The sequence below is a fragment of the Humidisolicoccus flavus genome (assembly GCF_045689595.1).
GTDB lineage: Bacteria > Actinomycetota > Actinomycetes > Actinomycetales > Microbacteriaceae > Humidisolicoccus > Humidisolicoccus flavus.
Genome location: NZ_CP142724.1, coordinates 1,886,287 through 1,899,933 on the forward strand (window position 1 = coordinate 1,886,287; position 13,647 = coordinate 1,899,933).

11 protein-coding genes are annotated in these 13,647 nt (G+C 61.9%); 5 read left to right on the top strand and 6 right to left on the bottom strand.

Annotated features, from left to right (window positions below; translation table 11 throughout):
* Positions 1–456: 456 nt before the first annotated feature.
* The 5 genes from U2H20_RS09085 (at position 457) to U2H20_RS09105 (ending at position 7,839) form a co-directional block, all read left to right on the top strand.
* Positions 457–5,739 carry a DUF7507 domain-containing protein gene (locus U2H20_RS09085; protein ID WP_430591968.1) on the top strand — a complete coding sequence of 1,761 codons (5,283 nt, stop codon included), beginning with the start codon at positions 457–459 and terminating at the stop codon, positions 5,737–5,739.
* The gene (locus U2H20_RS09090; protein WP_430591969.1) at positions 5,736–6,158 is read left to right on the top strand and encodes a hypothetical protein; all 423 of its coding nucleotides are present in this window, start codon (positions 5,736–5,738) and stop codon (positions 6,156–6,158) included. Before U2H20_RS09085 ends, U2H20_RS09090 begins: the two co-directional genes overlap by 4 nt.
* Before the next feature lie 44 nt (positions 6,159–6,202).
* Positions 6,203–6,616: a YchJ family protein gene (locus tag U2H20_RS09095; RefSeq protein ID WP_430591970.1), complete on the top strand. Its 414-nt coding sequence runs from the start codon at positions 6,203–6,205 to the stop codon at positions 6,614–6,616.
* Positions 6,617–6,848: 232 nt separating this feature from the next.
* A complete protein-coding gene (locus U2H20_RS09100) occupies positions 6,849–7,427 on the top strand; it encodes a hypothetical protein (RefSeq protein ID WP_430591971.1) in 579 nt (192 codons plus the stop codon).
* Entirely contained in the window at positions 7,420–7,839 is a 420-nt protein-coding gene (locus tag U2H20_RS09105; RefSeq protein WP_430591972.1) for a hypothetical protein, read from the top strand. The genes U2H20_RS09100 and U2H20_RS09105 overlap by 8 nt, the downstream gene beginning before the upstream one ends.
* Before the next feature lie 40 nt (positions 7,840–7,879).
* Here U2H20_RS09105 and U2H20_RS09110 read toward each other — a convergent pair whose 3' ends face one another.
* The 6 genes from U2H20_RS09110 to U2H20_RS09135 form a co-directional block, all read right to left on the bottom strand.
* The gene (locus U2H20_RS09110) at positions 7,880–8,554 is read right to left on the bottom strand and encodes a response regulator (protein ID WP_430591973.1); all 675 of its coding nucleotides are present in this window, start codon (positions 8,552–8,554) and stop codon (positions 7,880–7,882) included.
* Positions 8,551–9,954 (bottom strand): sensor histidine kinase, encoded by a 1,404-nt coding sequence (locus U2H20_RS09115; protein WP_430591974.1) that lies wholly within the window; start codon positions 9,952–9,954, stop codon positions 8,551–8,553. The genes U2H20_RS09110 and U2H20_RS09115 overlap by 4 nt, the downstream gene beginning before the upstream one ends.
* A gap of 169 nt (positions 9,955–10,123) precedes the next feature.
* Positions 10,124–10,957 (bottom strand): MetQ/NlpA family ABC transporter substrate-binding protein, encoded by an 834-nt coding sequence (locus tag U2H20_RS09120; protein WP_430591975.1) that lies wholly within the window; start codon positions 10,955–10,957, stop codon positions 10,124–10,126.
* Positions 10,954–11,757 (bottom strand): methionine ABC transporter permease, encoded by an 804-nt coding sequence (locus U2H20_RS09125; protein ID WP_430591976.1) that lies wholly within the window; start codon positions 11,755–11,757, stop codon positions 10,954–10,956. The genes U2H20_RS09120 and U2H20_RS09125 overlap by 4 nt, the downstream gene beginning before the upstream one ends.
* Positions 11,754–12,740 (bottom strand): methionine ABC transporter ATP-binding protein, encoded by a 987-nt coding sequence (locus tag U2H20_RS09130; RefSeq protein WP_430591977.1) that lies wholly within the window; start codon positions 12,738–12,740, stop codon positions 11,754–11,756. Before U2H20_RS09130 ends, U2H20_RS09125 begins: the two co-directional genes overlap by 4 nt.
* A gap of 254 nt (positions 12,741–12,994) precedes the next feature.
* Positions 12,995–13,282, bottom strand: coding sequence for a hypothetical protein (locus U2H20_RS09135; RefSeq protein ID WP_430591978.1), 288 nt, complete (start codon positions 13,280–13,282; stop codon positions 12,995–12,997).
* Positions 13,283–13,647: the final 365 nt, after the last annotated feature.

The window sequence follows — 13,647 nt, forward strand, 5'->3', positions numbered from 1 at the left end:
GAGGGGCCAATGTCTCGTCAGCGGTGCATTTCGCCTCACCCTCAGGGTGAAATTTCGATGCTGAAATTCCTCCAAAACCCTAGGGTTACGCATGGTTTTGTACCCCGTTCACAACGAGATCACGTGCCCCATCTGAAGCGCTCCAGCTCATCCGCATCTGCCCGGCACGCGAAGGCGTTTCCATCGAACTCGCCCTGAGAACACGGGAGGGGCGCCCCAGGAAATCCGGCTCGGAAGGCGTCAATACGCCAATCAGCGCGACAGAAAACGGGTACGACCGATGTACCCCGTTCGTTCCGAACTTGAGTCCGGAATGCGCATTCACGAGCCCAAAACCAAACAATTTTTGGTCTCATCCGCGCAGTTATAGTTTCCGTTTGAGCGCCATTGCGCTGTCCCCCTTCGCTGTATTCCTGAGTGCCGTTCGCGCGCCGCTCGCCCCATGGATGGAACCAAATGTTGAACAAATCGAGCGGCTCTCGGCTTGCCCAGAAGATCCTCGGAACCCTCGCTGCGGCGACAATCGTCGCAAGCGGATTGGTCGTACTGAGCAATTCGGTCGCCGCACCGCAAGCGGCAGCAGCGACTCCACTGTTCTGCGACGGCAGCGGAATTTACACGCAGAACTCCGCAGGAGAAGTCCGCGAGTTCGATGTGGTCGATGGAACCTTCGCTCCCACGAACACCTTTGAAATTGCAGGTCAGCGCAATAACAGCCTCGGCGTCTCAGGGGACGGGCAATGGGTGTACACGCTCGCGAACGGTGCACCCGGCGGCTCCACAAAGCAGATCTCCATCCACAACCGACTGAGTGAACAAACGGTCACCAAAAACCTCGGCGACCCGAATGTTCCTGATGGGATCATCCGCGGCGCGGTCAACCCGGTCGACGGCCTGTACTACTACGGCGGTCACGGAAACCCCTCGTACCTGGGTGTCTACAACCCCAATACTGACACCGCCTACCAGGTCGGCAATATTCCAGGCATTAATGGGCAGAACGGCGACTTCGCCTTTACTGCCGATGGACAGTTAATTCTTGTTGCAAACCGGAACGTGTACGCCGTACAGAACGAAATTCCGAGCACTCCAGGGAATGTGACGCTCAACCTCGGAACTCCGATTGCACAATTGCCCGCTGGCGCTGAAGGCAATGGAATCGCGTTCGGAAACTACGGAAACATCTACGTCTCGACCTCGACGACGTTGTACGAAATCGACCTCGTCACCGGGCAAACGGTCGCAACGTTTGCGAACCCGACCTCGGGCGTTGGGTTCACCGACCTCGCGAGCTGCGCCTACCCGAACACGGTCCAGCTCATCAAGGACATTCAGCCGGACCGGTTCGCCCCGGGCGACCAGTTTGGCCTCGCCGTCGCCGCGCCAACCCGCGCGAGCGGACCAGTTGCGCTCGGGCAGGCGCAGACAACGCTGAACGCGCCAGGCGTGCAGCAGCAAAACGCCGGACCATACGTCACCGGAAACGGCGAATTGCTGACGCTCACCGAGTCTGCCGCGGCAGGCGCGAACCTCGACTACTACAACTCCGAAATCGCCTGTGTCGATGCGGCGCGCAATGGTGAAGCGGTCTCCACCACAGGAACTGGCCCAGCATGGTCGGTCGTGCAGCCGGACAACCTTCGCGGCTCAAGCCTCGTGTGCACGATCACGAACACGGCCCTCGAACGATCCCTCGATCTCACGAAGACCTCGACTCCGGCATCTGGCGAAACGGTCAACGTCGGAGACGTCATCACCTACTCAGTGACGGCGACAAACTCTGGTGAGGTCGCGATGAACGTTGACGTCACTGACGACCTCAGCGACGTGCTGCCATACGCCACGCTGAACGACAGCGGCTTCATCGCAAGCATCACTGCAGCGAATGGCGACTCCACGACTGCCACTGCTCCTGTCTTCAACGAGCCGACGAACATGCTCACCTGGGGCGGAAACCTCGGAGTCGGCGAGGCCGTCACGGTCACGTACTCGGTGACAGTCGAATCGATCGCCGAGGGAGCAACACTCAATAACGTCGCGAATGCAAGCGCGACGCCTCCGGGCGGTGGCACGCCACCTTCGAGCCCGCCGGAGCAGTCCACTTCGAACCCGGTCGCAACTCCAGGATTCACGCTTGAGAAGACCGTCGACCCGGCAAGCGGCACCGCAGTGAACGCTGGCGACACGCTCAGCTACACGATCACAGCGAGCAACACCGGTGAAACGGTGTTGAACGACGTGCAGGTCACGGACGATGTGACGGCGCTGCTCGAGCACGGCACGATCGACGCGTCGAGCATCGCAGCGAGCATCAACGGCGCACCCGCGGTTGTGGCGCCGAGCTACGACGACGGTCTGATCGAATGGCTGGGCTCGCTCGCGATCGACGAGACGCTGTCGATCACGTTCACCTTCACCGTCGGCCCAGATGCTGCCGGAGTTTCGCTGGAGAACGTCGCGACCGGTGCCGCGACTCCTCCGGGTGGAGGCACGCTGACGCCACCGCCGACCACCGTCACGAACCCTGTTAACACACCAGGCTTCACACTCACGAAGACCGCAAACCCGCCAAGCGGTGAGGGTCTGAACGCGGGCTCCGAGATCACGTACACGATCATCGCGGCCAACACCGGCGAAACTCCACTGAGCGAGGTCTCCGTGACGGACGACCTGAATGAGCTGCTCGCGCACGCCAGCCTCGTCGGCGGCCCGAGCGCTGCAATCAACGGATCGCCGACCTCGGCGCCCAGCGTTGACAACCAGGTGATCGTTTGGAACGGGCAGCTCGCTGTCGGTGAAGCGCTTGCGATCACCTACACGGTCATGATCGATGCGGACGCTCAAGGCGCTGTGCTCGCGAACACCGCGGTCGGCACGGCAACGCCTCCAGGCGGAGGCGAGCCGCTCATTCCAGAGGCTCCGACCACGGAGCACACGGTGAACGATCCGAGTATTTCGCTGTTGAAGACCGGAGCGCTGCAGGCAGCGGGCGAGGCCCCCGTGATCGGTGACACGGTCGCCTACTCCTTCGTGGCGACGAACACCGGAAACGTCACCCTCACTGACGTCGTGATCAGCGATCCCCTGCCAAACCTCTCAGCGCTCGAGTACGACTGGTCCGCGGCGACCGCCGAAGGAACGCTCGCGCCAGGCGAGCGCGTGACTGCGACCGGCACGCTCACGCTCACGCAGGAGCACTTCGACAATGGTCTGATCCTGAACACTGCGACCGCGGAGGGGACGCCGCCACCGGTCTACAACCCCGCTGACCCCGAGAATCCTCTGCCGCAGGAACCCGTCGTCGACGATTCCACCGTGGTCACCGAGCTTGCACCGGCGCCATCGATCGAACTGACGAAGTCGGGGCAGCTGAACGCTGCAGGCGAGACTCCCGTTGCAGGCGACACGATCGTCTACACGCTCGTGGCAACGAACACCGGCAACGTGACTCTGACCGATGTCGCGATCACCGATGGGCTTCCCGGTTTTGCGGTGACGGCAATCGACTGGTCAGCAGCAGTTGCCGAGGGCACACTCGCCCCGGGCGAGCTGGTCACGCTGACCGGTTCGTACACGCTGACTCAGGGTGACATCGACGCGGGTGCCGTTGTGAACATCGGGGAAACCGTTGGAACCCCGCCGAACGTCAAGGACCCGGCGGACCCCGAAGGACCGGGAATCCCCGCCGAACCTGTCACTGACGACGATCCCGAGACGATCCTGATCGAGCGTTCGCCGCAGATCACGCTCGAAAAGAGCGTGCAAGCGGGGCAGACCTTCACGCGAGCGGGCGACACCGTCGTGTACGAGTTCCTCCTCACGAACACTGGCACGACGACACTGAGTGACCTCAGCGTCTCCGACAACCTCCTCGGTGCGGATGCAAACTACGAGTTCCAGTGGGCATCGAGCGGTGCTGTCACCGCAGGTACGTTGCTGCCCTCTGAATCGGTGCTCGTCACGGCGCCCTACACCTTGACGCAGGAGGATGTCGATCGCGGTTGGGTCGAGAACATCGCAACTGCGGAGGGAACTCCGCCGGCGACCTTCAACCCGGAAGACCCGGAGAACCCGACACCACAACCGCCAGTGAGCGATGATGACCGTCACGTCGAGCCGATCGAGCCGGCCCCGTCGCTCGAACTGCTGAAGTCGGGTGCCGTCATTGGTGAAGTCGGCGTCGGCGGTGTCGTCGAGTTCTCGTTCTCGGCAACGAACACGGGCAACGTCACGCTGAAGGATGTCTCGATCAACGACGCGCTCGCAGGGTTGAGCGAGCTCGCCTACGAATGGCCGGAGGCCGACGGCGTGCTGGCTCCGGGCGAACAGGTTCGGGCAACTGCGACCTACACGCTCACGCAGGCGGACGTTGACGCGGGTGTCGTCCATAACGTTGCGACCGCTGGAGGCACACCGCCACCAGTGATCGACCCGGAGGACCCGGAGAACCCGGAGCCTTCTGATCCGATCGAGACACCACCAACCGAGGTCGATGTCCCGCTGCCGTCGAACCCAGCGATCACGCTCGAAAAGTCGAGTGAACTGAACGTTGCCGAAGGCGAATTCGCCAAGGTCGGAGACACAGTCGAGTACACCTTCGTCGCGACGAATACGGGCAACGTCACGCTGAGCGATGTCTCGATCAGCGATCCAATGCTCGGCCTGAGCGAACTCGTGTACGCATGGCCCGCTGATGCTGGAGTCCTCGCGCCCGGAGAGTCAGTGACGGCGACAGCAACCCTGACGTTGACGCAGGCACACCTCGACAAGGCGTGGGTGCAGAACACGGCGCTCGCGACAGGGACCCCTCCGCTCACGTTCAACCCGGAAGACCCTGAAAACCCGATTCAGCCACCGAACCCGCAGGATGAAGACGGAGTGATCACGCCGATCGATTCGAACCCTGCGATCAGCGTGGTGAAGGCTGGAGCGCTCATCGGTGACGGCGTCCCCGGAGACCGCATTGAGTACCGCTTCACCCTCACGAACACTGGGAATGTCACGCTCACCAACGTCACGCTGCGCGATGAGCTCCCCGGTTTGTCGCCAGTGGAGTTTGCGGCATGGCCTGGTGAAGCAGGCGTCCTCGAGCCGGGACAGTCGGTGACCGCAACCGCGAGTTACGAACTCACGCAGGCGGATGTCGATGCCGGTGCAGTGGTGAACGTGGCGCTCGCTGAAGGAACGCCTCCCTCGACGATCGACTCCAATGATCCAGAGGCACCGCCGGTCCCGTCTGATCCCGTCGAGGGCACGGATCAAGAGACCGTGCAGCTTCCGCAGGGCGCGTCGCTCGCGCTCGTGAAGTCGGGTGCGCTGACGGGTGATGCTCGTGTTGGCAGTGTCGTGGAGTTCTCGTTTGCTGCGACGAACACTGGCAATGTCTCTTTGGCTGAGGTCTCGATCGATGACCCGATGGTCGGGTTGAGTGCGCTGCAGTACGTCTGGCCCGGTGCCGCCGGCGTCCTGGCTCCGGGTGAGACCGTGCAGGCAACTGCCACGTACACCCTGACGCAGGCCGATATCGCGCGAGGCTGGGTTGAGAACACCGCGGTGGTCTCGGGCGTCGACCCGAGTGGTGCTCCAACGAGCGATGCAGACAGCACGACCGTTCGATTCGAAGCACTGGCCGTCACTGGCGGATCGGTCGATGCGTTTGCACTGCTTGCAGCGGCTCTGCTGCTCGCCTTCGGTGCAATGCTCATCGTCGCGGCTCGTCGTCGGCAGGGTCGCGTGTGAAGACCGCTCGAGTGCTGATTGCCGCCACGACGTTCGTGGCGGCAATCGCTCTCGCGGGCTGCGCGGACACGGATTTTCCGCGACCGCAGCCATCGAACACCGCAGCGACCGTTGATGTGACCGATCAGCCCGGCTCCGTCGAGGGCTACGTTGGTGCACTCGACGACGCCGCGATCACGCTGTGTGCTGTAGAAGACGGCGTCCTTCGTGTTGAGGGAACGGTCACAAACCCGGTGGCGGAACCACAGGATTACCGGATCTACGTCTCGGCACTCGTCGGTACCGAAACGACGGGGCTCGTCCAGGTCGACATCACTGACGTTTCGGATGGGGCGACGCAACCATGGGCGACGCAGATCGAATCAGTTGCCGACGGGGCCGAATGCGTGCTCAGGGTTGAGCGTTTCGCGACTCAGTAATGAGGCGGAGCTCGGGGCTCGCACGCACCCGTCACAATGGAGCCATGTCTTTTGGTCACGGTGCAGCGCGAAACAACTTTCCACGGTTTGCCGCAAATGACCGGTGCCCCTGCGGGAGCGGCCAGGAATTCGGGCAGTGCTGCGAACCACTCCTCGATGGCCAGCCCGCGCCGACTGCGGAGCGCCTCATGCGCTCACGGTATTCGGCCTTCGTCACTGGCAATGCCGAATACCTGAGTACGACATGGTTTGCTGCCACGCGACCCGAACGGCTGCAGCTCGATCCGAAAGTCCAGTGGCTCGGCCTTGAGGTCATCGCTTCGACGGAGAGCGGCGACAGCGCAACGGTCGAATTCAAAGCGCGATCACGACGCGGGCGAGCCGTTGACGAGCAGCACGAGCGCAGCGTGTTTACTCGCCGCGCGGGTCGCTGGCTGTATGTCGACGGGGAGCTATAGCGCCTCGGTCGTTTCGGCACCGGGCTGCACGACTCCGTGCTCGTACGACCAGATCACCGCATGCACGCGGTCACGGAGGCTGGCCAAAGTGTTTCAGAGACGGCGCGATAGCAAACGCTCGAAGTTTCGACTGCATATACTTCGCGACGGGTTCAAACTTTTACGGATTGCGAGTTATCCACAAGAACGGAAATTGCGAATTGGTAGCGGGCAAGAGGAGTAACTTTCTTGCATGACTGAAGCTGAATCGTTCACTAGGAAAGAAATCGGGAGGCGAAGTTTCCTGAGGGTTGCGGCCGCAAGTCTAATTCTTGGCGGGACCACGTTCATGTTCGACCAACCGGCCTATGCCGCCGGTTACGGATACGACTATTCTTTCTCATTGAAAGGAACCGGAGGTGCAGCCTGGAAGCCACAGAGTAAATCCGGTGCTGCGATGTTCGCTTATGTAAAACCGAGGCTCAGCGCGTTGTTTCCGCTCGAAGGAATGATCAATAACCCGACCGTTGGAAGGGTTCTTCAGCTTCGGAGCAAGCCGATTGAACGCAGTAATCCGGTCAAAGTGATGGCTGTGGGTGCTACTTCGTTCCAGTTAAAATCTTTGCCGAGGCACCTCGAGGGAGCAAATAATTACATTACCTTCAGCTTCACTGGGACCACAATGAGAGTATTCGCGACTGGGCCGAAGGCAGCCGACTTCCCTGGCAGCTGGGTACCATTGCCGTTATGGACAAAATTCGCAAGGTCGATCTCGACCAGTCTTTACGTGCCAGGTACCTCTGTTCCGCACAGGGCTCTCGTGGATGAGTAAGACAGGCTCTGATCCTCGGTCGATCTTCGTGCGAGGGTGGGCGGTCTGGAGTCTGCTGATCGGTATTCTCTCTGCGCTTACTGCCCACTTCATCTCGTTACAAGGTTTCTATATCTCGGTGGCAGTTTTCGGGGCAATCAATGAAGATGCTGCACAGGGTGGGAGTATGTACGTCCTCGCGTTTCTCCTGTCATTGGGCTTCGGCGCGCTCTTCGCTTTCGCCAGGTTTGCGAAACTTCGACTCGGTATCTATTTCACCTATATTGTCGCGAACGCCATTCTCTCGGCTCTGGGCATAGAAATTCTTTGGGTGATTGCGCTGCACGTTGCCTGTTCAATTGCGGGTGCTGCTATTGGTGGGTATACGTCATCGTTTGTCCAGCGTGCTGTTTCAAACAGCAGACAAAGATAAATAACTCCTCGTGTGTCGAAGATTCAATATCAACGGGGAGCTATAGCGCCTCGGCCGTTTCGGCACCGGGCTGCACGACTCCGTGCTCGTACGACCAGATCACCGCATGCACCCGGTCACGGAGTCCGAGCTTCGCAAGCACGTTCGAGACGTGCGTCTTGATCGTGGATTCGCCGAGAAACAGTCGCTTCGCGATCTCGGAGTTCGATAATCCCTTGGCGATCAACGCCAAAATCTCTCGTTCACGCTCCGTCAGCCCGTCGAGCATCGGTGGTGGAGTGATGGCGCGCGGTGTGCTCGCGAACGATTCAATGACTCGCTTCGTGACGGCTGGAGCAAGCAGCGCATCACCCTGAGCGAGCGCGTGCACCGCATCGATGATGTCCTCCGGTTCGGCGGTCTTCAGGAGAAACCCGCTCGCGCCGGCCTGCAACGCTTCGAACAAGAAGTCGTCACGGTCGAAGGTGGTGAGCATCAGCACGCTCGCGCACACCTCAGCGTTGTCGCGCAGCGCACGAGTCGCTTCGAGACCATCCATGATCGGCATCTGCACATCCATGCAGATGACCTGGGGCGCGAGTTCGATTGCGCGCTCGACCGCCTCAGCACCGTTCGCCGCTTCTCCGACCACGGTGAACCCTGGCTCCGATTCGAGGATGGTGCGGATCCCGGTGCGAACGAGCGCCTGATCGTCGACGAGCAAAATCGTTGTCATTCTGGCTGCACTTTCGCCTCGGTCACGGTCATCGGGGGGTTGTCCTTGTGAATGTCGAGCGATTGATCGGGGCTGTTCCCGGGATTGTCCGCAACGCTCGCCTCCGCTGGCGCTGGCGCTGGCGCTGCCGCAGGAACGGGAATGCTCACTCGCACCAGGAATCCGCCGCGGGACTTCGGGCCAGAAGCGATTTCGCCGCCGACCGCAGTCACGCGTTCGCGCATGCCGAGGAGTCCGAGGCCACCTCCCTCGCCGAATTGCTTCGTGCCTCGCCCGTCGTCGCTCACTTCGAGTTCGATCGCGGTCTCGAGATACCGCAGGCGGACCGAAACCTCGGCGCCAGTCCCCGCGTGCTTTCGGGCGTTCGTCAACGCCTCCTGCGCAACGCGATACACCGTGAACGCGATGGTCTGCGGGATCTCGCGCTCCGTACCGACGATCGAGAAGTCGGTGATGAGTCCGGCGTTCTGCGTCTGCGCAACAAGATCAGGGATGCTTGCAAGACCGACCGCGCTCGCGGCCGTCGAGTTCCCAAAACTGGAGGACTCACTGCTCTGAGAGGAATTTCGGAGCGAGGAGACCATCGTGCGGAGCTCGATGATCGCCTGACGCGCACCCGTCTCGACGCCACGGAGGGCGTGCTCTGCGCGATCGACGTCGGTGCGCATCACGCGCCGTGCGGCGCCAGCTTGCAATCCCATGACGCTGACGTGGTGGGCGACGACGTCGTGGAGTTCGCGAGCGATGTCCATGCGATCAAGTTCCAGTGCCTGCTGGGTGAGGCGGTCCCGCTGCTCGGCGAGTGCCGAGTCCGCGTTGCTCAGCCGGATCCGCTCAATGGCTGCGGCCCACGCGGTGTTGCCGAAAATCCAGGCTCCACCGTAGAAGGCGGCATTGATGATGAAGCTGATTCCGAGCCAGGCCATCGGTGCGATGTCGCTGCCACCCTCTGCGCGCATCTCTTCGAATGAGATCACCGCGACCACGAGCAGCCAGATGACGGTCGAAGTGGCGATGAGGGTGCGCGACCAGAACGCGAGTTTTCGGTTCCGCTCCCACGCACCGATCGAGTAGAAGCCGAGGAACAGCACGATCTGCGAGACGAAGAAGTCCATCGTGCCGAGCGTGCCAGCGACGAAGTAGACGACCGCCTGCACGAGTGCGACCCAGCTCGGTGCGACGCGTCGAAGCGCAAGGGGCAGTGCGAGGAGACCCATGAGCAGGATCGTGAGCGGCATCTGGTCGAACCCGGCGCCCTGGCCGAGAATGAAGTACAGCGGGGCGGTTGCCGCAGCCCCCGCCCACAGCAGCGCTGCGACGCCCGCGTCGATCCGCACAGCGCGCGCACCGGGCCGTGGCCGGGTGAGCGGTTGATCGGTGGAGCGGGCGGTCTCGTCCATGCCGCTAGCGTATTCGCTCCGCGGCCACCTCACCTCAGTCTGCGGGGCCGAACCGCCTCCGACTGGAGGGGGAGGCGCTGGCAGAACGAGAAGATCGCGCCGCCCGGGTGGGCGGCGCGATCCTGGTGAGCGGTGGCTGCATTGCTGCAGCCGCTGCGTTGTCTTCGAGTCAGTCGACCGGAACGATGAGTCCCGACCAGGTCTCGTTGATGTACTCCTTCGTGCGTTCGTCGGTCAGCAGTTCGACGAGCTTCACGATACGAGGGTCGTTCTCCAGTTCAGGAGTGGTTGCAAGGATGTTGAAGTAATCCGAGTTCGTACCTTCCAGCAGGATTGCGTCGTCCTGGGTGAGTCCGGCTGGCAGCGCGAAGGAGGCGGTGACGAATGCGATGTCGGTGTCTGGCAGCGCAAGCGCGAGGCTTGCGTTCTCGACCTCGGTGAAGTTGAAGTTCTGTGGGTTCGAGGTGATGCCGTCGAGGTTCGTCGCGCCATCCTGGATCTCGATGAGGCCCTCTTCAGCGAGCATCCACAGTGCGCGGCCCTCGTTGGTCGGGTCGTTCGGAATCGCGATGTCCGCACCGTCTTCGAGTTCGCTGATGTCCGAGATCTTGTCGCTGTAGAACGCCGCTGCTGGCAGGTAGATCTCGCCGACGGAGACGAGTTCGCCACCGGCCTGCTCGTTGTAGGTCTCCAGGAAGGTGAGGTTCTGGAACAGGTTCGCGTCGGTGGAGCCGTCGGTGAGCGCCGGGTTCGGGGTGTTGTAGTCCGTGAACGAGACGAACTCGATGTCGAGGCCGGCCTCTTCACCAAGGTTCTCATCGACCCATTCGAGCAGCTCGCCCGCTGGGGTCGGGAGCGCGCCGACGCGGATCGTGCCGAGGCCGTCCTCGTCGCCGGAGCCAGCGTCGTCGCCGGTGGAGCAGCCGGCGAGGCCGAGCGCGATGGCGCTCGCTGCGGCGAGTGCGATCACTCGACGCGAGGTGCGTGTGGTGTGGATGTTCATTGCAGTTCCTTCACATTGGCGGTGGGGTTGTGCGGTTGGGTGTCTTGGCTGTCATCCGTCTTCCGCCCGAATCGAGCGCGACGCACACGGCGGTTGCTGTCGCCATGGTTGAGTGCCGCGGCAAGCAGATTCGCGATGCCTTGAATCAGTTGCACGATGACGAACAGGATGATGACAACGAAGATGATGTGGATGGTGCTGTAGCGATGGAGCCCATAGGTCAGGGCGACGTTGCCAAGACCTCCACCCCCAACGACCCCGACCATGGCGGAGAAGTTGATGATCGATGTGATTGTGGTCGCGGTGCCGAGCACGATCGCGGGAGCCGCCTGCGGCAGGATCACCCGGCGAACGAGCTGCCAGCGGCTCGCTCCGAGCGATGCGGCCGTTTCGAACAGCCCCGAATCGACCTCTTTGATTGCGATCTCGACGACGCGAACGAAGAACGGGATGGCAACGGCGGTCAGCGGCACGATGGCGGGACCGGTGCCGATGAACTTGCCGAGCAGCAGTCGAGTGAGCGGGATCAGCGCGATCATGAGGACGATGAACGGCACGGAGCGACCGAGGTTCACGATGAAGCCGAGCACGCGATTGATGATGCTGCCGAGCAGAGCGGAACCGAACGGGGCGGCGAGGAAGCGTCCGCGTTCCGTTCCGACGAGCAGGACGCCGAGCGGGAGTCCGACGATCACCGTGATGATGAGCGCAATGCCGACCATGTAGGCCGTTTCACCGGTTCCTGCGAGCAGGACGCTCCAGAGGTCGCTCCAGAACTTCGGGTCGTTGACATCGATCATCGTCCGACCACCTCCGCGCCGACACCCTCGGCTCTGATTCGTTCGAGCACTCGCTGGATCAACGCTGCATCACCGGGCACCGCGAGTCGGGTCCGGCCGGCCTGAACGCCGCCGATCTGTTCGAGCGATGCACCAAGAATCGAGACGTCGAGTTCGAAGTCGCGAATCACGCCCGCGATGACGGGTCGGGATGCTTTTCCACCGGCGAAGGTGACGTCGATGATTCCGTGGCCCTCGATCGTCGGCGCATCGCCGAGCGGGAAGAGGTCGGCCGCGAGCCGGCTGCCGGGGGTCGCGATCTGCTCGAGCAGGGGTCCCTGTTCGATGATGCGACCGTGCTCCATGAGCGCTGCGGAGTCGCAGATCTGCTTCACGACGTCCATTTCGTGGGTGATGAGCAGGACGGTGAGGCCGAGTTCTTTGCCGAGGCGTCGAAGCAGGCTCAAAATCTGTCGGGTGGTCTCGGGGTCGAGCGCGCTCGTGGCCTCATCGCTGAGGAGCACTTCGGGCTTGGATGCGAGTGCGCGGGCGATCCCGACGCGTTGACGCTGACCGCCGGAGAGTTGTGCAGGGTAGTTGTTTGCGCGGTGTGCGAGACCGACGAGGTCGAGCATTTCGAGTGCGACCGAGCGACGCTGTGATCGTGCCGCGCCAACTGCTTCGAGCGCGAACTCCACGTTCTGCACGACGCTGCGGTTGCCGACGAGGTTGAAGTGCTGGAACACCATGCCGATGCTGTGCCGAGCGGCGCGCAAGTCGCGTCCCCGAAGCGCGGTCATCTCGCGATCACCGACGCGCACTGTGCCGGAGTCGGGGCGTTCGAGCAGGTTGATGGTGCGAAGGAGTGTTGACTTTCCTGCGCCGGATTGGCCGACGACACCGAAAACTTCGCCTCGTCGAACGTGGAGCGAGACGTCGTCGAGCGCGGTCACGGGGGCGCCGCCGGAACGGAACGTCCGATTGACGTGTTCGAGAGTAATCATGGTTGAGCCCTTATTACAGCGACGGAAGGTGGGGTTCGCGCAGGTCGCTCGTCATCAAGCGTCGCGGATCATATATTCCGCGTGCGAACTGTATGACGAAATGTTACGTCGTTCTCGTCACCTGGTGTGACCAGAGCGACATTCGGGGCGATGCGGTCGTGACAGTGCAACCAGATGAACCTGCAATAAAAGAGCGTGGGCCCGACCCGAAACGGGACGGGCCCACAGTGGTGGTACCGAAATCAGCGGCCGCACTACAGGGTGCGCCGTTCGAGCTCGTAGGCACGAGTTCTGTTGACTGCCTCTTGCTCGAGACGCATCGCCTGCCTGGCGCGGTTGCTGCTTGCTTCGTTCGCAATCGCGAGTCGGCTCCGCTTGCTCCATCGAATGAGCGCGAGGCCGAGGCGGAGTGCGCATCGGTTCGCGAAGCTCAAGCGGGGGAGCGGGGTGAGTGCGCTCGCAGCGGAGGTGCTGATCTCGGCGGTATATGGAAGTTGTTGTTCATTGTTGTGGTGATTGCTCACCGATTGCACAGAATGCATGAGTGGTATTCCTGACATTTGGGCGCGATAAAGCGCCATACAGAATTCGGCCTCGAAGGCGCGACAAATGAATTACAAATCGCCGAAGCGATATGGGAATGCTGATGAGGTTCTACGCACAAGAAAATAAGCGGTTCGAAGTCGAAAAAAGTTCGGAACTGCGAGCGCTTGTTCGTGCGGAATCAAATGAGCACGGCCACCCTGAGCGGGTGGATCACCGCCGACGTTGCATCAGGCGGGAGTGCCGAGCGCGGTCAGGAGATGCGGACTCCGGAGAAGCCCAGGGCTGTCCTGAACTCTGCATCCGTATCAGTGTATGTAAACACGCTGGCCTCCTCTCTTAGTCTGTGAACATTCCTTACGGT